The following is a 26,334-nucleotide window of genomic DNA, read 5'->3' on the forward strand; positions in this document are numbered from 1 at the left end:
GCTGAAAGTTGCTTTACCTATAGACCCAAATGCGAACGCGAACCTCTTCTACGTCCTCGTCGCTCCAGCCACGCCGTACAGTTATTCTCTTGTTTGTCAGATGAGTCCACCAGGCACCATTGTGCACATTATTTTTATGTAGTGAGCCTTTGATAAAATCAGTCCCTCCATAATGATACTGATGCACTCCCAAGGCCCGACTGCGAAATTGAAGGTCAACAACATAGGTATCAGGGTTGCCCCCCAAATTGTGGTCAATATTGATACCTTTATCCGTTCCCACAAGGATCCCCTGTTTGGATACAATCACCCAGCCGCTATCATAAGCCGGCCGAGGAAAAGGAGCGCCACCCTGAGGACCGATGTCGCCGCGGATAGCACCGGTGACAAACAGATCGCCTTCAATAAAGGCTGCCGGCCCTTTGCCTTCATTTCTGGCCCGTACGCCTGCGTGGCCAGGTTCGTCGCTTTGAGTTACCCCTAGCAAGCCATCATTTCCGCCGCTGATTCCTGCTACGCCAATACCTTTCGAGCTATGACCGAACACGCCGCTTTTATCGTGGCTCCCGGTACTGCCGACAACGCCATCGTTACTCTCACTGTGGCCGAGCACGCCATTGCCATGGGCGGTATGTCCAATGACCGCTGGAGCGTCTGCGGCACCAGTCCAACCGACGACGCCCGGTTTTTCATAACTGCGCCCAGTCACGCCAGATCCAGCCTGACTGTAGCCGTACACACCGCTTTTTTCAGCACTTCCTGTCCAACCGACCACCCCGTTATTCGTTTTACTCTCACCTTTTAACCCGGGAGGTTCACCCGTTGACTCCGACACCAAAAACAAAAGAAAGACGGTAAAACCAAGTGCAAGGGCTTTGAATAGGCGAATGTGGATATTCATGATCATCGTACACCTCCTCTCAAATGCAACGGACTCTATTCATGATATGGACTTTGCCTAACACTCTGCAATTTCGTGCTTTGATATTTTCAAGGATCGCAGTCTCATATCATGCATTATAAACAAAGCAACTATGCAAAGCATATTATATGCCACAACCGAATAACCTTCATAAGCATCTTTGATTATTTGAAAAAAAACAACTTCTCCCTTAAAACTATTCACCGTTCAACGGAAAAGTGGTGCATTTGAAGCAAGTATGGTGGTGGTTTTCAACCAAACACCAAAATGGAAGCCAATACGCTCATTGTATACATTCGCCCAGAGAACGCTTTTATCTCACCCACGTTGGCAAGGTTAGTTGGTCAACTTCCAGCAAACATTATGTCTAAAAGCAAGGATCACATCGGGGTCACGAAAATTTCATGCTATACATTTTCAAAGTAGCCAATGGTTGTAATCGTCGTGCACCGACAAAAACATGAAACAGCTACAGTGAAACAAAACCAACCTCATGGGCTGAGAAAAACTAATCAGCCTGATCTTGGCACGGAAATCATTCACTTAATTTTGACTATGGCTAACAACAAAATGAATCTGTTCCTTTTTTGAGTCTCAACCATTCCCGCTCTTCCCCGAGCTTCTCTTACTGGGGCATTATGCCCCTGTGGGGTGGAATGTCCCAATTTTATTCATTTATTAAAGAATATCTCTCTCCCTCTATACTATAAAATTCAAGGTATCTATCAAAGCAGGCAAAAACATGCTGGATCTCATGGCCAATCAGATATTTTTTAATGAAGTAATACATGCTTTGTTTTTGACGACCAAATGTGCAAAGCAGGTAATTCATTATTTTTATTAATTAAATTTCAAACAACCAAAAAGCACCAATCAATACAACAGGGCAGAGAGCGCTTCCAAATAATCATTCTCATATTTCACTTTATCTTCAAAAAAATTATGCAGTTACTTGCTCCAGTACTGCTTCACAGTCCTGCTCTCGTCCATCCATAACCGGGGCATACTGCCCCAATGTTTGATCGTACAAAAATCATTTCACTATTTTTACCTTTTCCTTCTAGTAAATTCCGGGCACGGATCTCCGCACAACACGGTTTAAAAATAGAAAAAATCGGATTATCAAATATTTAAACAGAGCGACTCTTTGACGGCACGTATGTTGCTAGCCTTAGAAGCATATAGCATCTTATATGTCTCATTTACAAAATGAGGCTAAACGTAAAAGTCGACATCGGCATAATCCCGTAATCCTTAAGATTACAAAAATTTGCCGTCCTTAACGATGGAAAGAGAGGGTATTTGATAGAAATTGCGGGTGCTCGAAAGAGCCGACTGCAAAGAGAAAACTGAAAAAGATGGTGGCGTCTCTGTCTTACCAGCGAAGAAAAAGCGCGACCTGATCCCTTTCGCCTTCTGCTCTTGATTAAAATCATCAATGAGAAAAATCTGGTCATCCTGTTGACCGGTAAAATGCCCAGGTCATTAAGACCGAAGCTCGACCATGAATGTCAAATTATGCCCAGGTAAGTGGAATCACCTCACTGACGAGTAATCTAATATAACAGTACTGTAGGTTCAATCTTCGTTGCAGGTTTAACGAGGTTCATTCGTTTTACAGGTCGTTACATTAACTTTTTCAGAGGAGTGTCAAAATGGCAAGTGACAAATTAGGTAATCCAGCAGTTGTCGGTTTAGCGGGGTTTGGAATCACAACTTTACTGCTCCAGTTCCACAATCTAGGTTTTACAGGGACTGGAATAGTTTTTTGTGCCGCCATGATGTTTGGCGGAGGCGCACAGCTTGTTGCAGGCTTTCTGGAGTTTAAAGCCGGCAACAATTTTGGATTTAGCGCTTTTGTCTCATACGGGGCGTTCTGGCTGGCTTTAGGCGCGATCTGGTTTATAGCAGATTTGCAAGGAGCTGGTGTTGGTGCCATAGGGCCACACCTGAAAGTTTCCGGACATGATATAGGCATATTTCTGTTAGCCTATACTATTTATACAGCCATTATGTTTTATGGCTCTTTACGAATTCATCAGGCCATGGCCTTCACGTTCCTTACCTTGCTCATTGGGTTTATCGGCTTGGATTTAGTGTTTTTAGCAGGCATGAAGAATCTGCTGACAATCACAGCCATAGATCTGATTATATGTGCCGGCGGAGCACTGTATATGATGGCAGCGATAATTTATGCTGATTTATCTGGAAGGTCGATTTTACCAGTTGGCAAACCAATCCTTCGGTAGCGTTTTCCAAATAAATCACGACCTGTAAGACGTTAGGGTGCCTTGAAAAATTAGATATTACCTCCAAGGTCAGATAAACCATGAGTCCGAAGCATGCGCGAGACTCGGGGAGACTGGGCGGCATAGTAATTTTCCAAGGTGGCTTTTCCTTTTATTTGTTGTTCAGCTACCGTACAGTAAGCGGATAAGTTGTACGTTCGTTGAGTATATTATTGATTTGATGGGGGCTCGCCCCTCTTTTCCTTCTCCCCCTGAAAAAAGAGGGGCAGCGTCCCACCAGACCGAAACTTACCTTTGTTTCACATCACCTGCGCCGGCCACTGCAATTTTTCAAAAACAGCTTGCCGCTGTAAACGCTGATATTACAATGCTCCTCTCTGTGTGATACGCTCCAAATGACTGAAATGGTTTTCATGACTAACAGCAGTTTAACGCACGGCTACCGTTAGGAACGTTCTACTCACACGTGCGTCTTTTCACCTTCGCTAGGTAATGTTTTTAGCAGGTTCTCCAACTGCTTTACATGACCTTGTTCTTCTGAGATAATAATGTCTAAATGTTTTGAGGCCTTTTCGTCGTCAAGAAACCCTCGCAGGAACTCGTAGAACATCACCGTATCTTCTTCGAACTCACGACATTGCGCTAAAACACTGCTGAGTTGTTCGGCACTACTCAGGGATTTTTGTTCAAGCGAGAAGGTGCGACTCTTGACCATCTCCTCCAGCAAGCCCCTACCCATTGCCTCCATCTTTTCCTGTTCCTCAGTCTTGTTGCACTTTTTGAGTTCAAGCGCCTCAAACCAAAGCAGGTGACGTTTCTCTTCATCCGCCATCCAGAGAAGTAAATCAGCAATATTTTTATCGGCTGTTTCTTTGGCTGCCGCCCGGTATGTTTCTTCGCCGTTACGTTCGATCTGCACGGCAATGTTACGTATATCTACATCTGTAAACATATTGAAACCTCTTGATAAAATTTACCTCTATGCGAATTGTGCACTGATTGCGCATCTCCATATTACGCCAGGTTGAATGTTGTTGCTGTAAATATCCTTTTATTCGCAACGCACCGGTTGAGAAAAACACGGCTGCTGCGCATCAATCTTGCGATTAACAGATCCAACAAAAAAACCATTTGCCATACTTGCTCCCAAGGCGGGACAGCTGAGTATTTAGCCAACTACAGAGCAGGCATTGCGAGACACCTTTTACATAACGAGCCTGGAGAAGAAAATACGTCTATGAGATATATTCCTTCTCTCTTGAGGGTGTCTTGAATAATGAGATTTTTCAATCGAGGTCAGGTAGGCCCCTACTCTGAGGCATGCGAAAAATTTTACCACAAGCATATACACAATATCGGAGTCTTTGCTTGCCTCCGAGGATAACATTTTGAGCATAACGCCGAGATAGGCAGAAAAAGCTATTATCCAAAATGCCCTTGAAATGCTATCCCCAGAATTGGCTTTATTTAAATACCCTTGATGCCCCCCAGGTAGAAATAAGTTGGGCGTCATCACTCTCTTCCAGTGCAGGGACCAAAATCTCGAAGTACTCTTTTTCACCAACCTCTCCACGATTTGTCTTACCCTTTAGTTCATAGTAACCCCGGAACTGATAGACGGGATCCAGTGTCTCTTGTGCATAGATACCTGGTCGTGCATAGTAGGTTGTGCTTACTTGTTCGATATAGATATTCGTCTCTATGTCTGTTTCCCCATCTTTTTCAGGCGGCCAGATACGCTTGAAATTTTCAAATGCTTCCATTGGGCTTATGATAGAAAATTCACCTTCATACTTGATCTGGCGCCAAATCAATGAACAGCCGATTACCTTCCCGTTTTCACCAAAAACCACTCCTGCTTTTGCGCCTGGTCCCCTAACGAATGTATTGTCGATTTCAAAACCATAGACAACAGCGATCGCCGAACTGCCTGAATCAAGAACCTCCCCCTTCTCATCGAGTTGTTCAAATGCATAAGGGCGAGTACCAAGAAGCCTTGCACCCTCAGGCAAGAGACCGTTCTCTGACAACACAGATTCGGCCTTCTTGATTGCCTCACCTGCCAGTGGTAATTGTGCTGCTGTTCTTTCAGCATCAAGTGCGTCATTATCTGAATAGCGGATAGAACCGGTTCCATTCTGATGAAAAACCTCCAGGCTACGATTGCCCTGCCTCACCATAAATCGCTTCTCATGTTTTTCGACAGGGGCATCAAGCTGAAAAGCCATTGCCAGTTTTGCAACCTCGCCAGCATTGTTGATAATAGGCTCCTGGGTGGCGAAACGTTTCATCTTCGCCGGCTCACCCGGCAGCTCTGCAGTGAGGTGAAATACAGATCTCACCGAATATCTGGATCTGGGCGGTTCTTCTTGGGCAGAGGCAACCATGGCGAACGGGAAAACCAATAAACAATAGAAAAGTATTGCAATAGCCGTTTTTGATATCGTATTCATAGCTTGTCTCCATGAAATGATTGATTGTCGGGCTTTGCCCTAGAGTGTGGGCCAGCTAAGATATCGGTAATATTGCGTAGAGGGGTCCGGATCACTACTGACGGTTCCATATTCATGGATGTGGTCACCAAGTGTGTCGCTGCCGGTGCTTGCCGCTCTCAGGTAGGCTCCCTCGTACAGCGGCCCTTCTGTGATCTCGGTGGCTTTTCTCCACGCGGTTCTGACGCTGTATATTGTGCCGTCATAAGCGCCGGTGAGATGTTGGGCAAAGATGCGTCCGCGGGTCCCACTGTCAGTGGCAGCGGTGCGAAAACCGAGGATATAATGCAAGCCATGCATAACGTCCGAGTTGGCCCATCGCTGGGTGAGCGTATAGGTGACATCAGCACCATCAGTATGTTTTGCCAAAGCCGAACAGACATCCAAAACGATCCATTCAAGGTCATTATCTCCCCAACGTGGTTCTTGCGAGGAAGGAATAGAAGCAAGTACCCAGTCATCATTTGCATCGACACCAAATGTAAAACCACCGCCCCGGCCCACACCTGTCGGCACAGTTCCTCCCCCTGCGCCATGTCCTGAAAAATAAGCGAAGTCGACATTATCAATCCAGGTGGAAGCCATTCCACCCAACGAATCGCGCTTAAAATGCTTCTCCCATGCTGCAGCATCTTGTTGATGGAACTGACCCTTCCAATCAGGATGGGCCTTTATGATGTCGTAAAAACCCTGAGCATTAATATGGCGATTGTAGACGTTGGCCTTGCCAACAGGTGTGTAAGTAACGACGGACTCAACGCCAACCCGGTTAGCACATGCTGCAATGAAGAAAATGAACAGTAAAGTGGACAATACGCGAATGTAATACATGATTATTCTCCTTTGTGTATGTTCCCCCAATACAAAAAGCCGGACTACCTTTTTACAAAGGCAGCCCGGCTATCTTTAGAGACCCGCAGCTTTCCGTCCCTGCCTTCCGGCAGGTTTGGCTTTATCTTATGCCACTTTCATCTATATCTACTTTATTTGAGTATATGACAACGCCTAACCAGAACACAAGACAACATCGTGGTACCCATGTCTAAAGTGTCAACAATTTGCCTGAAAAGCGTTGGGACGCAACACCTCTGCAGATGAAACAAAACTGATTTTTGATGTTGGTGTGCTTTGGCAATATCAAATATTCTGGCCTGAAAACCAATCAGCTCCAGTTAAAAGCTAACAGCACCATCAGTATGTTTTGCCAAAGTCAGCTCTGAGCAATGCTCCGACGACCTCCTTAAATCAAAGAGTAACAAAATAGATAACTGCACTCCTCAAACTTGCGTTTTCAGGAGAAATCTGAGACCGGCTTGCAAAGCCGCCTGGGAGGCCGGCTGACAGGAATCCGTTTTTTTCGCGTGTGCCTACACTATTGCAGCATCTTTTTTCACGCTATGGATACCAAAAACATCGCTTGGATAGGCAAATGCGAGCTGTCTTAAAGTTGATTTTGCTCCCCGGAGCAGTTCATTTAATTGGTAAAAATGGTGACTTTCGTTGCGAACTCAGTCCTTGTATTTTACTCATGACCGACCTGTTTTTTTCGCCTGGGTTTAATCACATGCCAACTCCACTACGCGCTCTATAATGAGAGCCGGCACACATATTTTTACATGGACTCGATACGACCCGGTGCCAGTGATACATTAACATCATTTTTACCTGAGTCTTTTTCAAGGAACGAAAGCAACGCTCAATAACCTTTTCATGCAGAATATCCGTGGCTTCATAAAGCTGGCGTAGTCTGAAATGACCACACTCGCGGAGGCAAACCGTATTGAGCCACCTCTCCCACACGCCGGGCTTAGATTCTCAAAGGAGGGATGAGCAAGAAACAGCGCTATCTCATTAAAGAACAATTAAAAAATATTGGTGAAGGATTCGATGCTGCCAGACTTGGACAGATTTTTTAGCGCTTCCAGTCTCATGGAAAGGGACAATTCAACAATATGCCGGAAGACTTCATCGCTAGTACTATGGCAAGAAAGAATCCCTTTAGGATTTATCTAATTCCTTAACCGAACAGCAGCGTTTTCATGTAGCGTAAAACTATAACACCTTTATAAAAATGGTAAGAGTACTGTAGAGTGTTTTCCCCTCTACAGTACTTGTTTTTTTTAATTACCGAAACCAAAGCCCTTTAAAATGCTTTTACCCTGTTCCTTGACTGATGTACCGAGATCTTTAGTCGGATTCATCTTTCCTGCCTCATCATCAGGATTGATCAATGCTTTCATAATGTCTTCTTTTTTAGGAGCAAGCTCTAAGGCCATATCTTTGATATCAGGACTGAACTCAGGACTTTTGAAAGTCCCCTCCACAAGTATTGGCACCATGACTCCTGACCTTTCTTCTGTATCCCCCTGCCCTTTAAGGGTACCGACAAATTTAGGTTTAACCCTGAAATTTAGCGTTTCCCTTGCTAGATTGGCATTACCTGTCATGGCTAGCCTGAGCAGAGGTGAACTGAGACTGGTTCCATTCGTGTTAAAAACACCGTTAGTAAGAGTGAATGGCACTTTTAATTCCGCGAAATCAGTTTTTGGTTTTATGGAAGTTTTTCCAATATCGGAAAAACTTGTCTGAATATTACGAGCCATACCCGCAATGTCTACACCTACAATGGCGCCATCGCTGAAAAGAAGATCCCCTTTGCCGTTCAGTGTGCGTTTGAGCATCTCAGGGGTATCCCCATCGAGTTGCAGGGATACATTGGTATTTACCTTACCTTCAAGGACATCTTTTTTGATACTGTCTCTTAACAACGGACCAACCTTAATATTTTTGGTCATCAGCTCTATAGTGACTTTTGGTCTTTCGCCTTGAACGTTCAACGATGCAATGGTTGTGAGGGTGCCTTCATAGAGAGCAAGTTCAAAGGGATCAAGGTCAAACAGACCATCCTTGCCGCTGACTCCCATTTTAATGTTTTCAATCTTTACCCCCTTGGCTATCAGCTGATTGGCCTTAACTGTACCATTTACCACCAGGCGTCGTAGCGGGCTGTAGTCAATCCCTTTTCTCTTCACATCTTCGCCGTTGATAGTTGTTTCTTTCGGAGAATCCACGACTGCATCATGTTCCTTAACAATTACAGGTGGCAGGTATCTGTCAAGATTTATTGAGTCGAGATTTATCTCAAAATTAATATTGGGTTGTGATATTTCCTTAACCGTCAGTAAAAAATCAAGATTGGAGTCATCAAGGGTGAGCAGACCATCGGAGATATTAATTTCGGTGGGTGTTCCCGCAAGTTTCAGCTTAAGAGATATTTTTTCCAGTACCTTGGAGTCAGCTGTCTTAACTGGAAATTCTTGGTCGAGGGCTGCCATTATTTGTCTTGGAGAAAAAGAAGCTACATCCAGTCCAACATCAAATTTTTTATTACCAATAAGATCTTTAATACTTCCCTGCGCACGAATTTTAAGTTGATTAAGGGCCTGCATGGTCAGATCAAAGTGCAAGGTGCCCTTATCTGGTTGCTTACCAATAGGACCAATTTCCCCTTGCAGAGCAATAGGTTGAGCATCTACATGGGCGTCAAAGTCAATACCAATGGGGTTATCCAAACTAATGTTGGTAAGACGAAGGTTGAGACCTGAAATTTCTTTATTTGTCTTAGTTAACTGATCCTTAAAAATTACTCGCCCATTGGTGATGGCAAATTCACCAACAACCAGTGATTTGATAGGAAGGCTGCTAACAGTAGCAGGTTCTGCTTGCTTGTGGTCTTTTCCAGCAGCAGGAGCAGTTGGCTTTTTCTTGTCGCTCTGGCCAATTCCCATCCAGTTCGCCTGACCGTCACTTTTTCTCTCCAGATAGAACTCTGGCCCATCTAGAATAAATTTTTTAACTTGAACTTCTTTGGAAAGCAGTGGCATGGCCTTAATTCTGGCTTCAAAGGATTTAATCTTGATGAAAGAATTATCACTATACCCTCCGGGGTTGCCAACTGAGAGATCAGAAAAAGAAAGTGCCACCCAGGGAAAAAGAGAAAGGTTAAGTTTTCCTTCTAGGGTAACTGGGCGTCCGGTTACTTCACTGATTTTTTGTTCGATTTGCGGTTTGTACGACTGGACATCCACAAAAATTGGGATAATTAGGGTCCCAGCAACAATTACTGTGACCAGAATCATGATGAGAATAAACAACCATTTAAGGATTTTTTTCATATAGCAACTCCAATTGACACATGTAACCTTTTGTTATGCAATGTAAATATCTTCTTGAACAGCAAGATATGTCTTCAGCATCCTTAGCTATTACGAATCCTATCTCAAATGGTATAGAGGATACAAATACTAAGTGAAATAATTTTGGTAATTGACGAAATCTATGTCTAATTTTTACTATTTATTGATACTAAAAAAACATTGACAATTTCTTTTACTATCAATTTTCATAACAATTCAATTCGCAAATAATCCAGCAATATCGATTGGATTGCCATATCAAAGCACCACTAAAGGTTCATTAGCCTTGGGGTTTACATATTTACTGTTCACACCTAACTACACCTCAATTACCCACAATTGAACTCAGCAAATTTTACCATTCCGATCAGATCAGATCAGGCGCTCAACAATTAATTGGACGAACAAGATTTCCGAAAGATATTTTCAGGTTGCCAGAAAAGCAATACAGGGCGTTTACAAGACTACAAACTGTAACACGGCTGGGATACGAAAAAAGCCACCTACCCGAAAGGTAAATGGCTCATTTCTACATAAAACCATGGTCAAGGCGGTAGGATTCGGACCTACGGCCTCCTGCTCCCAAGGCGTCTGACGCACATTTTCAGCACCTCCGCAACCACTTTTTTTTAAATAAAATTAACAATTTGCTAAAAAAAGCAATTCCGTTTTACCCCCACTTATTTCGGTTTATACGCATCTATTTTGATTCAAACGTCTAAAAATCGTCTAATGATCTTCTCCAAATCAAAGCGCAATAGCCATTGACTTTGTTATCATTTATGATAACACTTAAACATAAAATAGAACATAACTTTTTACAGTGATAAGGTCGAGCAAGCGATTCTATCATTTCCACCTGGGATTTTGACAAACTTCCTTCACATCGCAGAGATGATAGAAGAGTTCGGCCCAGCACTTGGCTTACCTTACACCAAAGCAATAGGTGAAGGACTGTTTGAGATCAGGGCTAAAGGAAAAGAAGTGATTGGTAGATCTTTTTTCTGCACTGTTAAAGGTAAGGAGATAATTATCATTCACTCATTCATCAAAAAATCTCAAAAAACACCCAAAAAGGAATTAGCAACTGCCAGGAAACGACTGAAAGAGGTAAAACCATGAGAACATCATTAAAAGATTTCAAAAAGAAAGCATTACAAGACCCAGAAATCAAAAGTGAATACGACCGATTGTCTCCGGCTTACGAACTCAGAAAACAGCTTATTAAAATTCGTAAAGATGCCGGGTTCACTCAAGAGGAACTGGCTGAACTTCTTCACACAAAAAAGAGTAACATTTCCCGGCTTGAAAATGTGAATTCCAAGATCTCTCCAAAGCTATCAACGATTGAGGAATATGCACGAGCTGTCGGATATAAAATGGAAATTAATTTTGTTCCACAATCATAGAGATCTAAGCATCTGCTCCGTTGTATTTTCCGGATGGTTGAATGACAGATGAATTAAAAAACCTAAAACAGCAACTTCAAGATGCCTTAGCTGAAATAGAAAAGCTGCGTACCGAAAATGCACGGCTTAAACAAACTGTCACGTCCCCTAGTTCCACACCAGTCATCAAGCCAAAAGTAAAAGTTCACCAACCGGTTTCAACCTCTTCTAAAATACATTCTCAATCGTCTGCTGAGGAGAAGATTGCACTGTTCAGGCAACTATTTCGTGGAAGGGAAGATGTTTATCCCAAACGCTGGGAATCAAAGAACAACAATTCTGGATATTCCCCGGTTTGCAGCAATGAATGGAATCCGGCTTATTGTGACAAACCTCGCACAAAATGTAATAAGTGCCAAAACCGTCAGTATGTAGCTGTTACGGACAATGTGATCTATGACCATCTTGCAGGAAAGCGAACTATCGGTGTCTACCCATTATTACCAGGAGATTTGTGCTGATTTCTTGCTGTTGATTTTGATGGTACAGAATGGGTTGATGATGTTTCAGCATTTTTAGATACTTGTCATTCTCTAATAGTTCCAGCAGCATTGGAACGCTCCCGGTCTGGTAGAGGAGGACACATTTGGATTTTCTTCAATGAACCAGTACAAGCATCACTTGCAAGACAACTCGGTAGTGCTATCCTAACAAAAACGATGGAGAGAAGGCACCAGATAGGACTCAAATCCTATGACCGTCTATTTCCTAATCAAGACACAATGCCCAAAGGAGGTTTTGGCAATTTGATTGCTTTACCTCTGCAAAAAGCTCCAAGAGAAAAAGGAAATAGCGTATTCCTTGATGGAGACTTCCAACCATTCCCAGATCAATGGGCGTACCTTTTTTCAATAGAGAAATTCACTCCAGAAAAAATCGAAAAGCTTGTTTCACAAGCAGCAAATGAAAAATCAGTTCTTTGTATAAAAGGCAGCACACTTGAAGAAGATAATGCCGAAGACCCATGGACACAGCCACCCTCTGGTGCCCAGAAACTATCTACAGCAAACTATCCAGTACCGAAACAGATCTCAATCGTTCTTGGAGATTTAATTTACTTTGAGAAAGAGGGTTTATCAGCTGGCTTACAGAACCAACTGATCCAACTGGCTGCATTTCAAAATCCTGAGTTTTATAAAGCACAGGCAATGAGAAGATCCACTTACAATCTAAGCAGAATTCTATTTTGCTCAGAAGAGTTTCCAAAACATATCGGGCTACCACGAGGCTGTTTTCCAGATGTAGAGAACTTATTCAACAGCCTCGGAGTCGAGATCAAGATAATCGACGAACGTTTCAAAGGGAAACCTTTACGAGTAGGCTTCAAAGGCAAGCTCAGGACACAGCAAAAGCATGCTGTAAAAGAATTACGAAAACATGACATAGGGATACTCAGTGCGGCAACTGCATTTGGCAAGACTGTTGTTGCCGCAAAACTGATTGCTGTGAGAAAGAGAAACACCCTTGTCCTCGTACACCGAAAACAGCTAATGGACCAGTGGAGAGAAAGACTTTCAGTATTTCTAGGAATTGAACCAAAAGAGATTGGCCAACTAAGTGGAAGTAAAAAACATATTACAGGCAAGCTAGACGTTGCTGTCACCCAAAGCTTATGCCGGAAAGGTGTTGTGGACGATATTGTCGCAGAATATGGACACGTAATCGTCGACGAATGTCACCACGTTGCAGCTCTAAGTTTTGAGCAACTGATGAAAAAGGTGAAAGCAAATTACGTCCTAGGGCTAACAGCTACGCCAGTCAGGAAAGATAGCCATCACCCAATCATTATCATGCAATGTGGACCGATCAGATACAGATATAGTAGCAAGGAGGCAACTGCAGACAGTACGTTCAATCATTTTGTAAACATTAAACAAACTGGATTCCATGTCCCATTTGAAAATGAACAACCAGCTCTCTATGAAATTTATCAAAAACTCATTGCCGATAAAACCAGGAATGACTTGATCTGCGAAGATATTCTTGAATCGCTTAAAAGTAACCGCTCTCCCCTGTTACTCACAGAAAGAACTGAGCACCTTCAAATCATAGCGGATCTTTTAGAAGGTAAAGTGAAAAACATCGTCATCCTTAAAGGTGGAATGAGCAAGAAGCAACGAGATTCTGCCTACGAACAACTGAAAAATATCGATAAAGATGATGAGCGTATTATCCTCGCAACTGGCCGTTATATTGGTGAAGGTTTTGATGATGCAAGGCTCGACACCTTGTTTTTAGCTCTCCCTATTTCATGGAAAGGAACGATTCAACAATACGCAGGGCGACTCCACCGTCAGTATGATGGGAAGAAGGAAGTGCGTATTTATGATTACCTGGACGAGTCAATACCAATGCTTGCAAGGATGTATAAAAGAAGACTCAGTGGCTACAAATCTATCGGGTATGAGATTACTGAACCGGGAAACACTACTTGAAAATTAGCTCCCCTGCTACTTGGGGTCGCGGGGTAGGAGGTCTCAAACTAATAGGCCCACAAGCAGTATCACCACTTACACGTTGATATTACAGGAAATAATCATCAACACAAAAAACTGGAACAAGCGACACCCTGCCTCGAATTTCCACAAAAAAGAAAAAGCCGAACAGCATGTAACTGTTCGGCTTTTTTACTTATAAATGGTCGGGGCGGTAGGATTCGAACCTACGGCCTCCTGCTCCCAAGGCAGGCGCGCTAACCAGGCTGCGCTACGCCCCGACTCGAAGTGCTGTTCACTGAGAGCCCCGCTTATCTACTCTGTTGAGAAAAAGATTGCAAGCATTTTAAGCTAACTTATTTCATTTTTTTGACTGGACTGAATGCAACCTGTAGAAAACATCCTCGCTCTTTTTAAAACTGGCCGGCTTGCCCTATTGCCCCACATACGATTTCAGGGTCTCTTTAGCCAGCTCATACACATTTTGCTCAAAATGATTCAACAAATCGAGTCAGCTTTTCACAAATGCTATCTGCAGGGATACAATAAGTGGTTACCGGTGATAATTAAACTGCAGCTCCCCCCGAGGGAAGCCTTGACTTCCCCACCCAGCACTAAATACTCAGCAGATGACAAAGAGAAAAAGCCCTCCTGCGCTCACCCATTGCCTGTTATGGAAGCGCCCTTAGCGAAAATATCTGGTAAAGCCCTGATAATATGAGATTCCCTAAACTTTACAGACATAAATATCCTTTCATTTTCAGGCTAAAGCCAACCTGCACAGAACTAAAAATTGATTTTTATGAATAGCTAAGCATTTTTTCTCTTGACGTTCTCTCTCTGTCGGGATATATACCCCACTCACAATTTGACAGTTTGCAGCATCAAACATTTGTTCCTTGGTAGCTCAGCTGGTAGAGCAGGTGGCTGTTAACCACCTTGTCGGGGGTTCGAGTCCCTCCCAAGGAGCCAATTTTAGCCCGGTCATTTATTGACCGGGCTTTTTTTTGCTTTTGATTCCGTCCGCAAAATTTCCCCGCCACCGGCAGTCTCATTCCATCCTTCGCTTGCGCATCCACCGTAAGAGTGGTATCAACCGTTCTTTTATGGTAATTGCTCACAGGTCACCCATCTTCGGGTGATCACGATTGTCCGCATAGAGGGGCTATAGCTGCCAATCGCCCTTACCCAAATCTTGGCAACCTGAGAGCAGTTACAGATTTGAAACTAGTGAAACCAGGGATTTACATACCCGTGAGTTGTCACCTTTTATGTTGAGTAGTAACAAATCTTTTTTCAAAGCTTATCAACAACCCCATTTCATACCATGAGTACATACTGTATTGGCATCGACACCGGAGGGACCTTTACCGATGCGGTCCTCCTGGACACGGCAACGGGAAAGGTTGCCCAACAGGCTAAAGAACGCACCACCCATCATGATTTAAGTATTGGCGTTGCCAAAGCGCTTACCAAGCTTTTTGCCGCAGACATTGCGCCGGAATCTGTTACCCAGCTTGCGGTCTCCACTACATTGGCAACCAATGCAGTTGTGGAAGGGCATGGGGCACGGGTGGCACTGTTTGTCCTGGGCCATGTACGCCATTTTAAACTTCCCATAGTTGCCAACATCTTTCTCAAGGGTGGCCATACAATTACCGGAGAGGAAGACCAGCCCCTTGACATGGAAGAGTTGGTAGACATGCTGCAGGGTTTGCGCAACGAAGTTGACAGCTATGCGGTGTGCGGTGCCATGTCGATTCAAAACCCTACCCATGAGCTTGTAACGGAAAAAGCCATATCACTTGTGGACCCTGGAAAGCCTGTTTTTTGTTCACACCAGGTTTCCACCCACCCTGGAATGCTTGAACGATCTGCAACAGCCTGCCTCCATGCCAAACTTCAGCCGCTGATGGTCAGCTTTCTGTCATCCATCCAGCGAGCAATGCTCGCCCTTGGCCTGGAGTGTCCGGTTACCATTATATGCGGCGACGGGACAGGTGCTTCTCTGGAAAAAACTGTTGCGCGCGCTGCAGTCACTATGGCCAGCGGTCCTGCCGCCACTGCACGATTCGGTGCAGCAAGTGAACATAAAACAGCATTGATCGTTGACATCGGAGGGACAACAACCGACATCTGCCTGGTCAAAGACGGCGCACCAACCATGAGCAAGGAAGGGTGCCGCATAGGGCAATGGCGCACCCATGTTGATGCCGTAGACATGTACACCGCAGCCGGAGGCGGTGATAGTCATATCAAGTGCGACCGCAAAGGAGAGATTTCGCTCCACCCTTACCGGGTACAACCACTGGCAATGACCCCAGACCTGCCTGATCCTAAGCAGTGGCTCAAGACCGGTAAAGATGCCTACCTGGTTCTTCCAGTGGAAACAAACAAGGACCAGCAGCTCGCAGACCCTGTTGTCCAATACTTGGCGGCTAATGGACCTGCCAGCCCCAGTAAGATTGAGATGGCAACAGGCATCCAGGGTATTGCTCTGGAAAAAAAACTTGAACGACTTGCCTATGACCAGCATGTTATTCTCGCTGGGTTTACGCCAACAGATGCTTTGCATGCCATGGGCCTTCTTTCCATCGGTAATGCAGCTGCAAGCCAGGCAGGAGCCAGAGTACTGGCCGCTGAAATGAGTCTGTCACCGGAAGTTTTCTGCAAGCAGTCAGTTACCACAGCCGGCAATGCGATTGAAAAAATAATTCTGACCTATCTGGCGCGCACCACATGGTCCATGGAGCAGGCCGCAGTGCTGCTCAACAAAAAAAGTAGCGATTTCTTTTCCATTCACTTTTCGTTGGATCTCCCCATAATAGGCATTGGCGCCGCAGCAAAATATTTTCTTCCTGAAATCGCCAAACGTCTGCACACCACAGTTACTTTTCCTGAACATTTTGAAGTGGGCAACGCCATTGGCGCGGCACTTATAGGAAAAGAACAGGGCCACCCGAATTACTCATGAGCATTTTGCCATTTTTGAAAACACCTAATTTCAAAGTCATGCGTTAAAATGAATAAAGTTCAAAATTAACAAAATGCTCACCAGAGGATTGATACATCCCCCCTGCTTCTGCTCATCTTCCGCAGAGAAAGCAGACAGGGTGGAATTTGACGAAAAATTGACAAGTTCCTCTCTTTTTAAACTACCTGCGAATTTTCTTTTTTTAACCATCTAAAATTACAACAGAAAAACAACGACTTCATCTTGGCTCACAATGTGCATGCCCCTGTAGTTCCAACTCTTCACCCTCTTATGTATAAAGACTACAAGGAATGTATATGAAAGCAAGATACGCCCTGCTCACAAGTTGTTTGACGTGTTTGATTTTCTCTCAGGCCAGTGCCGGAGAACAAGGCAACATTGGAGTCGGTGTCAAAGCCGGTACATTAGGGATTGGAGCAGAGGTCGACCTCGGGCTAAACGAAATACTGCACCTTCGGGGCGGTGCCAACTACCTTCAATTTTCTTTTGATTCGACTGTCTCCAACATTGATTATGAAATGGAACCAGAGTTTAAAAATGCTTCTCTGCTTCTGGATGTGTATCCATTTTCTGGCAGTTTTCGTATTACCGGTGGCGTTTTCATCAACAACAACGAGATTGCCCTGACCGGTTCTCCTCGAGAAGAATTCTGGGGAGACAGCACAATTCCCTCAAATTACAGCAGCGTTGTTGATCCCTTAAAAGACTCCATCAAGCTCAATGGCACAGTAGAGTTCAACACCTTTGCCCCTTATGTAGGTATCGGCTGGAACAGCAATGTAGAGCAGGAAAGAGGTTGGGGGGTTTCCTTTGAGATGGGAGTGCTTTTTCAAGGCGCACCAACGGTCTCCAGCTTAACGCTAGCAGCAGCACCACCACTTGACGCATACACTGACAATCCAATCATCTTACAGGCCCTTGAGCATGAAAAAAAGGCCATTGAAGAAGATTTAGACAATTTTCAATACTATCCCGTAGCCTCTCTTATGTTTCATTACACTTTCTAAACGGCTTGAATACATCAAGCCCCCGGTCAACCCTGCCATATAAACAGGGGCAACAGGATATCCTCAGCTTGCCCCTGTTACATCAAAACTAACATTACCAGACAGTTGGATAGCCGAACTCCAATAACTTCCATCTAAAACTCCTTTACTCAGCCCATTAGCCGCACCTCTATTGCCGTCCTGCCCTTTACATTCACTTGCAACAGATTATTATGGAATGATTATCATTAATGCTAAGGAAATCAAAACACAACCCTGTCTCAAAAGACCATTCCCATACAGTGAATACCCTTACCTACGAATAGAGCCATGGAACATTTTTTAAGTCAACTTGAAACAACGCTCCAGACATCACTGCTACTCTCCATTGGCATAGCCTACCTGGGCGGGTTACTGGCAAGCCTCACCCCCTGTATCTATCCAATGATCCCCATTACTGCCGGAGTGGTCGGCCATTCAAATATCGGTGGATCGAGAGTCAGAGGTTTTTTACTGTCAGTTACCTATGTTTTCGGCATGGCAATCACCTATGCCGGATTGGGAATTTTTGCTGCTGCAACCGGCCGTTTTTTCGGGACAGTAAACAGCCACCCGCTGACCTTTCTCCTGGTGGGCAATATTATCCTCCTTTTCGGCCTCGGCATGCTCGATGTCTTTACCATGCCCTACTTCAGCCATAACATTACCGCCAAGACCAAGGGTTTTTTCGGCGTGTTTTTTGCGGGTATTTTATCGGCATTTGTTGCAGGTCCATGCACAGCTCCAGTTCTGGGGGTACTACTTGCTTACGTGGCAACCACTCAAAACATTTTAACTGGTGGCCTGCTGCTCTTTATTTTTTCTTTTGGCATGGGGACAATACTCATTGGAGTCGGTACCTTTTCCAGCATACTGGCAGCCATTCCAAAATCAGGCTCATGGATGGCCACAATTAAAAAAGCCATGGGCTTTATCATGATTGCCCTGGCTGAATATTTTTTCATAAAAGCTGGAATGCTTTTTATTTGATGCCTATCATTTTGTTTCATCTACCACCAACTACTAGGAAACGAGGATAACTCCATGCGCAGAAGTCGTGTTCTTATTTTTCTTTTCGCTTTTCTTGTCATTTCCCCTGCCTTTGCTTCAGCAATACAACTGGGAGAAAAGCTTCAACCGTTCAAGCAAAAAGACTTGAACGGCAATGTTATCGACATGAGTACAATCATTGGCAAAAAGCCGGTGATGCTTGTTTTCTGGGCTTCCTGGTGCCCTAACTGCAAAGTAGAGGCGCCAAAAATTAACCAGCTGGTAGAAAAATATAAAAAACAGGGAATGGAGTTTATCGGCATCAACATCGCCGTCAACGATTCGATCAAGAGGGCGCGCTCGTTTGTGAAAAAAACAGACATGGCATACCCGACAGTTTTTGACGCAAACAATGCAATTACCCAGCAATATATGGTTCGCGGAGTGCCAACTATTCTGGTTGCGGACAGCAACGGCAGGGTGCAGTTCAGAAATTACGGTGCGCCCGATATAACAGAGGCAAACTTCAAACGATTGATGGGGAAAGAGTAGACTAAACGATCTGCGCCAGGTTTACCCCCCGGCGCAGAGCACGAACACTCATGAAAAAAGGAGCTTATGGCTCATCTTCTTCACTGACCATCTTATAGACTTGCTGCACTTCAGGAGGAATGGAACGGGGACGGCCGCTTGCTATATCGCAGAAAATAAAAAGCGTCTCAGCCCTGGCAATCACTGTATCATCGGCAGGCCGGTAAAACTTAAATTTACGAAGCGACCTGAATTTTTTAATTTGGTTAACCCAGGTGTAGACGATTAATGTATCTCCGGCATAACTCGAGTGCAGATATTCTATGGAATGAGAACGTATAATCCAAGTCGCACCGTATTCCACATATCGCTCATAAGGCCATCCCAAGGATGCAGAATGGGCCATTGCCGCATCCTGCATCCATTGTATATAGTGAACATTGTTGACATGCCCATTGGCGTCAATGGCCGATTGGTCAACAACCAGTTCTGAGGACCCGATGGCAGCCATTACTCTTGTCCGTTTTCCATAACTAACCCTGTAAGATTACGACCAGTTGCCGAATCCAAACGCTGCAAGGCTCGGTGGTAGCCGACCAAAGCCTGTGCCAGTCGTCCGTAGGTGGTGCTCAGATCCCGTTGCGCCTCATTAAGCCGTACCAAGGAGGCTTCCCCTGCCTCATATTCATTTTTTGCCAGATCACGGTTTTCTTCGACTAAACCAACTGTTTCCCGCTGTAGCCGGACCTGCTCCTGGGCCGCTTCGAGCAGGGCAATGTCCTGGCGGATTTCAGAAGCGACCTGGTTCCGTAAATTAAGCAGAGCGTAACGGGCTTCTCTTTTTGCCTGTTTCGCTTCAGCCAGGCGAGCCTTGTCTGCTCCTCCGGCAAAAAGGTTCCAGGCGATATTGACTGAAACGCTATTGCCAAAATCATCACCGGTAACGCTTACATCACCCTGCCTGGCGCCATTCACCGCACCAGCAAGCTGAACGGTCGGATAAAAAGGCGCTTCAGCAAGACCAGTGCCTGCTTCGGCCTGTTTAACATTCAATTCTTGGCGACGTACGTCTGGACGAGCAACAAGCGCTTCTTGGAGAAGCAGTTCAACATTTTCCTCAAAATTTTCAGTGACAAATTCACGGTCCAAGGCTTCTAACCGAACATGGTCTGGAAAGGCTGCGTCAGGTATACCCATCAAAGCCGCCAAACCATACCCTGCCGCTTCAAACTCTCGTTGATTCAGCATCAGATTCGTTTCAGCAGAGTTCAACTGCACTTTAATATTCAGCACATCACCCCAGGGACCGGCACCGACATCGTATCGGTTCTGCGCATCTTCCAATTGTCGTGTGTAAAAGGCTTTATCTGCCTTGGCAATATCAACATTTGTCTGAGCAAGCTGGGCATTCAAAAAAGCCTCTGCAACTGATACCACCAACAGCCTTTGCGAATTGAGCAATCCGGAGATGTTTGCTTCTTCATCGTAGCGAGCCTTTTTTTCGTTAAAATTACGAAAAAAACCATCAAACAGGAGCCAGGTTGCCTGGAGACCAGTACTAAAATTGTCATTTGTTCTATCAGCGGTGGCTCCATACAATGAGGCTAACGCCTGACTAGTCTCGTATGCGCTGTCTGAAAGCCTTTCTTTCTGACCAACAGCGGTCAGGTCGACACTTGGCCACCATGCGGCAACAGCCTGATTCACCCTGGCTCTAGCCTGCTCAATCCTTGCCTGGGCAGAGACCATATCCGGGTTGCCTGCAAGCGCTATTTCCTGGGCAGTACGCAAATTCAACACTTCAATCCCGGATAAATCCGGGACTTCCACCTGCTCTTCTGTTGCCTGGGCCTTCATGCCGACAAGCGACAGGCAACAGGCAACTACCAGTATATATTTTTTCATTTATTCCTCCTGTTTACCAACTCTCCTGGTTGAGGATGCCACCCCACGCAGGGATTAAGAATCATCTGTCCATACCATGAGCACCCTTCAAGTCCAAGACTTTTCAAAAGCAACACATGACATAAAAACTAATAACAACATCAATTCATTACCATTCTATCTTCCCTTCTCAATGCAGCAGGCTCTACCTCTTCACGCTTCGGCCAGCTACCGGTTTTCACCCTTCTCACCCCTCTGCGCATATCATTGACAATGACCAACAAGCTCGGAATCAGCACCAGGGTAAGAATGGTAGCAAACATAACCCCTGCTGCCAGGGACAGCGCCATGGGAATAAGAAATCTTGCCTGCATATCAGTTTCCATGATCAGGGGAGCCAAGCCACCCACCGTGGAAACCGTGGTCAGAAAAATCGCCCGAAATCTTCTTCGCCCAGCCTGTTTAACAGCCTCTAGAAAAGGCATACCTTCGGCGACATTTTCATTCACCCGCTCGATAAGCACAATCGCATCATTGACCACCACCCCGGTCAGAGCAACCATTCCGAAAATAGACATTATAGAAAGATCGTAGCCCAGAGCAAGATGTCCAAGCACTGCCCCGATAATCCCGAAAGGTATGGTAAAAAGAATCACCATCGGCTGAATATACGAACGAAAGATGGTGGCAATGATGACAAAAATACCTATGATTGCCAATGGAAAGGTGACCCTGAGACTGTCAAACGACTCACGTTGATTTTTTTTCGCCCCCTGTAAAGATATCTTTACGCCTGGGTGCTCTTCCATAAGCCGGGGAAAATATCCTTTATCCAGTTCGGCAAAAATTTCATTGGCATTAGCCCTTTTCGCATCCACTTCCGCAGTGACGGCCACTCTTCGCAGCCCATCCGTGCGCGTAATGGTTGAATACCCTGCGGCCTTTTCCAGGTCAGCCACCGACAATAGCGGCACTTCTTTCCCGCCGGGCGTTCTGATCCGCATCGCTTCAAAACCGGCAAGGGTACTGCGCTCATCCTTTGTGTACCGCACCTTCACTCGAATATCGTCCTGACCGCGTTGCAGCCTGAAGGCCTCTTTACCAAAAAAGGATGCATTGACCTGCTCGGCCAAGTCATTGACGGTCAGGCCTAGCGTCCGGGCCTGGGGTTTGAGCTGGAGGCGCAGCTCGTTCTTTCCTGGGCTGAAATCGGAACGTACCTGAAAAACGCCGTCAAAAGTGCTGAGCTCCTGCTGCAGATTGTCTGCAGCATCATTGATTTCTGCCATATCATGCCCCTGAAGCCATACTTCAATCTCCGCTCCAGCCGGTCCTGCAGACAACCCTTCAAAGGTCAGTGACTTTACTCCCGGAATCGCACCTATTGCCTGCTCCCACTTCACCATCAGATCGTTGGAATGAACCCCACGGTATTCGGACCCAAGGAGCAGGACCTGGACTGAACCAAGATTAGGTCCAACTCTGCCCATGGTATTGCTCAACGTCTGCCCGACCAGGGAAAGACGTTTTTTTATCATCGGCTCGCCAGTCAGTGTCGGTGTCGTATCAGCCACCTCTACAAACGCAGTCTCGATCCGTTTCAGTGCATTTAGTGTTACTCCTGGAGGCGTCCCATCAGGGAATTCAACAGTGGAAGTAATGACAAATCCATCAATTTTAGGAAACACCTGAAATTTCACCAACCCTGCCTGAACCAGCCCCAAGGTAAGCAGCAAAATGGACAAGGCTGTTGCCAACGAGACATAGCGCCAGCGCAGTATATGATCGAGCAATCGCATGTATTTGCCGTCGACAAACCGCTCCATCCCCCTTTGCATGAACTGTTGAAAGCCTACAAGCCCTCTTGATACAGGATTTTTATATCTTTTGGGCCGGCTCATATCCGGCAAATGACTCAGGTGCGCCGGTAGTAGAAAAAGACACTCCAGCAGAGATATCAACAGGCAGGAGATAACCACTGCCGGCAAAATAGCTATAAACTTCCCCATAACACCGCCAACCTGGGAAAGTGGAAAAAAGGCAATCACACTGGTGAGAATGGCAGCAATAACCGGCATGCCGACTTCGTCCACTCCATCTACCGCAGCACGGAGGGGTGGTTTGCCTTGCAGGCGATGCACATAGATCGCCTCTCCTACTACTATCGCGTCATCGACCACAATCCCCAGCACCATAATGAAACCGAACAGGGAAATCATGTTGATGGATTCACCCATCATCCACAGCACAAAAAAACCACCGGCAAGGGAGATGGGAATACCAAGCCCTCCCCAAAAAGAAAGCCGCAGATCCAGGTAGAGCCAAAGCAGAAAAAAGACCAACGCCATCCCGATAATGCCGTTTCTGGCCAGCAGGTTCACCCTGGCTCTGAGAATTTCGGTATTATCATAAAATTCCACCATTGATATCCCGGGCGGCAGCATCTGTTGCTTGGTGGCAACATAGTCGGCTACCGTATTGGAGATCTTCAGGGAATCCTCTTCCGTTGTTTTAAAAACCATCACAAAAACCGACGGAATCCCGTCGATAAGCGCTTGAACAGGATCCTCGGTAAACCCGTCATTAATTTCCGCCAGCCGGCCCAATCGAACAAGTTCGCCATTTTCCCCGGTTAAAATAACGATCTCAGCAAGCTCTTCGCCGGTATATTTACGCCCTACGGTTCTTACCCGTATTTCTTCGCCCTGGGTCCGTATTGTTCCCCCATGGAGATTAAGGCTGGAACGGCGTATAGCATCAGCTACTTGCGCAAAATTCAATCCATATTGCTGGAGCCGATGTTCGGCAAGCTCAATGGAAATTTCAAAATCCCTGGAACCAAACACCTCTACCTGGGAAATACCGGGCAGTGCCTTGACCTCGTCCTTGACCTCGTCGGCCCACTGTTTGAGCTGTTTTTCAGTCACGTTGCCGGAAAGCGCCAGCATGGTCACCGACTCGCGCATTAGGACTTCAGTAATAACCGGCTGTTCTGCATCCAAGGGAAAGGTAGAAATTGCATCCACTTTTGACTTTACGTCATTAAGCACCTTAAGCACGTCATATCCGCCCTGAACCTCGAGAGATGCAGCGGCCATATTTTCCGAGGATTTAGTGGTAAACTGCTTAATCCCTTCAACCGACTCCAATGCCTCCTCAATTTTTATGCTGATCCCCTCTTCAACCTCTTCAGGGTCGGCCCCGGGATAGGCAACATCAATCGAAATCAGATCCAGGGAAAACTGAGGAAAGGACTCGCGAAGCATATTGGCCCCTGCCAAACCGCCGGCTATAAAAATCATGATCAACGCAATGTTGGCGAAAACCGTATTTCCCGCAAAAGCGGCAAGCACCTTTCTCATGGGGTCTTTCCAGAAACAGAGATGTTGACAAGTGAATGCTCCAGGGGATTTTCCAAGCGGGTAATAATTACGGTATCCCCTGGGTTAAGCCCGCCACTGATGTATGCGTTGTGGCCTTCCATCCGTAAAACCGTAACCGGAGAGGTCCGGAGACGTTCTTCTACCACCGTATACACAGTATGCTCATTGGTCACCGCCTGCCGCGGCAGGATATATACCCCCTCAAGAATCTTTCCCGGCACCTCCACCTTACAGAACATGCCTTCTGTTAAAGGAAAGGGGGCACTGCTGTTTGGCTGTAGCCTGACAGCCACCACTAGGGTTCGTGTTTGCTTATCAAAACGCACAATTCGATCAAGCCAACCTTTGCCGCTAAGGCTTTCATTTTCGGTCCAGGTAATCCCGCAAGGTACGCTTTCCGGTCGGCCGAACCAATTGACCGGCCCGCCACTGGTCTTTGCCTGCAGCTCTAGCCAGTTGGCAGCCTCCCTGCTGTCTAAAGCGACCTGTACCTCCAGAGTACTGTCATCAACAATGGTTACAAGTTGCTTGCCGGCGGTGACATATTCATCTTTTTCCACACTGACCTCTACAATCCGACAGTCAAACGGAGCGCGAATGACACACCGCTTACGACGTAATTCTGCAAAATCACGGTCCTTCTCTATCTGACGCATCTGGTTGACAATAGAGTTTACCGCCGCTTCTGCCTGCTCCAGACTTGGCAGGGTACCTACTTTATTTTTGCGATAAAGCTGGGTTAATCTTTTCAGTTCATTTTCAGCAAGGGTAAGGTCCCCCCTCAGTGTCTTTAGCCTGGAGAGTGCTGTTTCGTAATCAAGTTGAAAATCCTGCTCATCGAGATTGATCAGTACAGTGCCCTTGGCAATGGTCCTCCCTGCTTCCAGTTGCTCATGAGTGGAAACCACCCTGCCCGCCACCTCAGATGAAAGCACCACCTTGGTTGTTGCTGTTATCTCCCCGAATCCCCCCAGCATTACACGCCTGTCTGTTGGCTGGGCCTTCATCACCTCTACAGCCAGGACACGTTCTTTGACGGGTTTCATCTGCGGCGGCTGTTTCAGCTTTTTTAAAACGAAAAACCCGCCGCTCCCTGCACCGAGAACAAGCAAGACAACCAACAGACGAATAAAGATAGATGGTGAACGCTCCTCTTTATTGCTCACGAAATTCTCCTTTGGTTTTCTCTGAGTACTCCCCGTTTTGCACGGGTTCCAGAACTTGCTCGACTTTGGTCAGCACTTCTTCCCATTTTTGGGCAATTTCAGGACCAACATCCTCCAACAACTGAGTAAACACATGCAGCACTTTTTCTTCCATGGCATCCAAACATGCCTTTTCATCAGGGCTCACCCGAATAACGACTTTGCGCCGATCCTGTTTTGACCGATCTCTGGTCAGAAGACTACGATCAACCAGCTTATCGACCATAACAGAGACCGAAGGAGGGGAAACATTTAACTTTTCTGCAAGCTCTTTTACCGTGATCTCACCTTGATGACGAACGGTCATCAGCAATTTAAACTGGGAAACAGATAACTCTAACGGCCCTCCGCCGCCCTCGGTTTCAGTTTCCAAACGGGCAAAGGTGGAAAAGATGTGATGCTGCACCATCTTCCCAACCTTGAATATGTACCTTGCCTGCTCCTGGGATTCTCTTTGCACTGTTTGCGACCTCTGCTTGCTTAATAAATATAATAATTAGAATGTCTAATTATTAATCAGGCAAATAATTGTCAACTGTTTTTTAATAGTGTCCAGCAGTAATAAAACATCTTCGCTCC

17 protein-coding genes, 2 tRNA genes, 2 pseudogenes and 1 riboswitch are annotated in these 26,334 nt (G+C 45.6%); of the genes and pseudogenes, 10 read left to right on the top strand and 11 right to left on the bottom strand.

Going from position 1 to position 26,334, the window contains the following annotated elements; translation table 11 throughout:
• Positions 1 to 13 precede the first annotated feature (13 nt).
• Positions 14 to 907 carry a hypothetical protein gene (locus tag ACHZCY_RS09835; RefSeq protein ID WP_319548781.1) on the bottom strand — a complete coding sequence of 298 codons (894 nt, stop codon included), beginning with the start codon at positions 905 to 907 and terminating at the stop codon, positions 14 to 16.
• A 1,670-nt stretch (positions 908 to 2,577) separates the two neighbouring features.
• On the opposite strand from ACHZCY_RS09835, the gene ACHZCY_RS09840 reads away from it, so the two are divergent.
• Positions 2,578 to 3,171, top strand: a complete 594-nt coding sequence (locus ACHZCY_RS09840; protein ID WP_319548782.1) for an acetate uptake transporter — start codon at positions 2,578 to 2,580, stop codon at positions 3,169 to 3,171.
• 460 nt (positions 3,172 to 3,631) lie between these two features.
• Here the strand turns inward: ACHZCY_RS09840 and ACHZCY_RS09845 are convergent, their stop codons facing one another.
• From ACHZCY_RS09845 to ACHZCY_RS23620, 4 genes and pseudogenes are all read right to left on the bottom strand, one after another.
• Complete coding sequence (locus tag ACHZCY_RS09845) at positions 3,632 to 4,123, bottom strand: ferritin family protein (RefSeq protein WP_319548783.1); 492 nt, start codon at positions 4,121 to 4,123, stop codon at positions 3,632 to 3,634.
• Positions 4,124 to 4,634: 511 nt separating this feature from the next.
• The gene (locus ACHZCY_RS09850) at positions 4,635 to 5,624 is read right to left on the bottom strand and encodes a hypothetical protein (RefSeq protein WP_319548784.1); all 990 of its coding nucleotides are present in this window, start codon (positions 5,622 to 5,624) and stop codon (positions 4,635 to 4,637) included.
• Between the two features lie 39 nt (positions 5,625 to 5,663).
• Positions 5,664 to 6,494, bottom strand: coding sequence for a DUF6345 domain-containing protein (locus ACHZCY_RS09855; protein ID WP_205224858.1), 831 nt, complete (start codon positions 6,492 to 6,494; stop codon positions 5,664 to 5,666).
• Positions 6,495 to 6,550: 56 nt separating this feature from the next.
• Positions 6,551 to 6,624, bottom strand: a riboswitch (cyclic di-GMP riboswitch).
• Between the two features lie 1,534 nt (positions 6,625 to 8,158).
• Positions 8,159 to 9,838: pseudogene (locus ACHZCY_RS23620) on the bottom strand (AsmA family protein); the annotation flags it as partial.
• 831 nt (positions 9,839 to 10,669) lie between these two features.
• On the opposite strand from ACHZCY_RS23620, the gene ACHZCY_RS09870 reads away from it, so the two are divergent.
• From ACHZCY_RS09870 to ACHZCY_RS09885, 4 genes and pseudogenes are all read left to right on the top strand, one after another.
• Positions 10,670 to 10,981: a type II toxin-antitoxin system RelE/ParE family toxin gene (locus ACHZCY_RS09870; RefSeq protein WP_394713428.1), complete on the top strand. Its 312-nt coding sequence runs from the start codon at positions 10,670 to 10,672 to the stop codon at positions 10,979 to 10,981.
• Positions 10,978 to 11,268 (top strand): helix-turn-helix domain-containing protein, encoded by a 291-nt coding sequence (locus tag ACHZCY_RS09875; protein ID WP_319548786.1) that lies wholly within the window; start codon positions 10,978 to 10,980, stop codon positions 11,266 to 11,268. Before ACHZCY_RS09870 ends, ACHZCY_RS09875 begins: the two co-directional genes overlap by 4 nt.
• A gap of 41 nt (positions 11,269 to 11,309) precedes the next feature.
• Positions 11,310 to 13,058, top strand: a pseudogene (locus ACHZCY_RS09880) (TOTE conflict system archaeo-eukaryotic primase domain-containing protein); the annotation flags it as partial.
• A gap of 39 nt (positions 13,059 to 13,097) precedes the next feature.
• The gene (locus ACHZCY_RS09885) at positions 13,098 to 13,742 is read left to right on the top strand and encodes a DEAD/DEAH box helicase (RefSeq protein ID WP_394713429.1); all 645 of its coding nucleotides are present in this window, start codon (positions 13,098 to 13,100) and stop codon (positions 13,740 to 13,742) included.
• 203 nt (positions 13,743 to 13,945) lie between these two features.
• Here the strand turns inward: ACHZCY_RS09885 and ACHZCY_RS09890 are convergent.
• A tRNA-Pro gene (locus tag ACHZCY_RS09890) sits at positions 13,946 to 14,023 on the bottom strand.
• A gap of 615 nt (positions 14,024 to 14,638) precedes the next feature.
• Here ACHZCY_RS09890 and ACHZCY_RS09895 point away from each other — a divergent pair.
• The 5 genes from ACHZCY_RS09895 (at position 14,639) to ACHZCY_RS09915 (ending at position 19,304) form a co-directional block, all read left to right on the top strand.
• Positions 14,639 to 14,714, top strand: a tRNA-Asn gene (locus tag ACHZCY_RS09895).
• A gap of 355 nt (positions 14,715 to 15,069) precedes the next feature.
• A complete protein-coding gene (locus ACHZCY_RS09900) occupies positions 15,070 to 16,716 on the top strand; it encodes a hydantoinase/oxoprolinase family protein (RefSeq protein ID WP_319548789.1) in 1,647 nt (548 codons plus the stop codon).
• Between the two features lie 317 nt (positions 16,717 to 17,033).
• Positions 17,034 to 17,744, top strand: a complete 711-nt coding sequence (locus ACHZCY_RS09905) for a hypothetical protein (protein ID WP_319548790.1) — start codon at positions 17,034 to 17,036, stop codon at positions 17,742 to 17,744.
• A 309-nt stretch (positions 17,745 to 18,053) separates the two neighbouring features.
• The gene (locus ACHZCY_RS09910; protein WP_319548791.1) at positions 18,054 to 18,752 is read left to right on the top strand and encodes a cytochrome c biogenesis protein CcdA; all 699 of its coding nucleotides are present in this window, start codon (positions 18,054 to 18,056) and stop codon (positions 18,750 to 18,752) included.
• A 54-nt stretch (positions 18,753 to 18,806) separates the two neighbouring features.
• A complete protein-coding gene (locus ACHZCY_RS09915) occupies positions 18,807 to 19,304 on the top strand; it encodes a TlpA family protein disulfide reductase (protein ID WP_205224182.1) in 498 nt (165 codons plus the stop codon).
• A gap of 64 nt (positions 19,305 to 19,368) precedes the next feature.
• Here ACHZCY_RS09915 and ACHZCY_RS09920 read toward each other — a convergent pair whose 3' ends face one another.
• The 5 genes from ACHZCY_RS09920 to ACHZCY_RS09940 all read right to left on the bottom strand — a co-directional run bounded on the left by ACHZCY_RS09920 (position 19,369) and on the right by ACHZCY_RS09940 (position 26,215).
• Entirely contained in the window at positions 19,369 to 19,794 is a 426-nt protein-coding gene (locus tag ACHZCY_RS09920; protein WP_205224183.1) for an acyl-CoA thioesterase, read from the bottom strand.
• Positions 19,794 to 21,188 carry a TolC family protein gene (locus ACHZCY_RS09925; protein ID WP_319548792.1) on the bottom strand — a complete coding sequence of 465 codons (1,395 nt, stop codon included), beginning with the start codon at positions 21,186 to 21,188 and terminating at the stop codon, positions 19,794 to 19,796. Before ACHZCY_RS09925 ends, ACHZCY_RS09920 begins: the two co-directional genes overlap by 1 nt.
• 140 nt (positions 21,189 to 21,328) lie before the next feature.
• Positions 21,329 to 24,529 (bottom strand): efflux RND transporter permease subunit, encoded by a 3,201-nt coding sequence (locus tag ACHZCY_RS09930; protein ID WP_319548793.1) that lies wholly within the window; start codon positions 24,527 to 24,529, stop codon positions 21,329 to 21,331.
• Positions 24,526 to 25,716 (bottom strand): efflux RND transporter periplasmic adaptor subunit, encoded by a 1,191-nt coding sequence (locus tag ACHZCY_RS09935; RefSeq protein WP_319548794.1) that lies wholly within the window; start codon positions 25,714 to 25,716, stop codon positions 24,526 to 24,528. The genes ACHZCY_RS09930 and ACHZCY_RS09935 overlap by 4 nt, the downstream gene beginning before the upstream one ends.
• The gene (locus ACHZCY_RS09940; RefSeq protein ID WP_319548795.1) at positions 25,706 to 26,215 is read right to left on the bottom strand and encodes a MarR family winged helix-turn-helix transcriptional regulator; all 510 of its coding nucleotides are present in this window, start codon (positions 26,213 to 26,215) and stop codon (positions 25,706 to 25,708) included. The genes ACHZCY_RS09935 and ACHZCY_RS09940 overlap by 11 nt, the downstream gene beginning before the upstream one ends.
• Positions 26,216 to 26,334: the final 119 nt, after the last annotated feature.

This window comes from Desulfogranum marinum (assembly GCF_963675105.2).
Taxonomy (GTDB): Bacteria; Desulfobacterota; Desulfobulbia; order Desulfobulbales; family Desulfobulbaceae; genus Desulfogranum; species Desulfogranum marinum.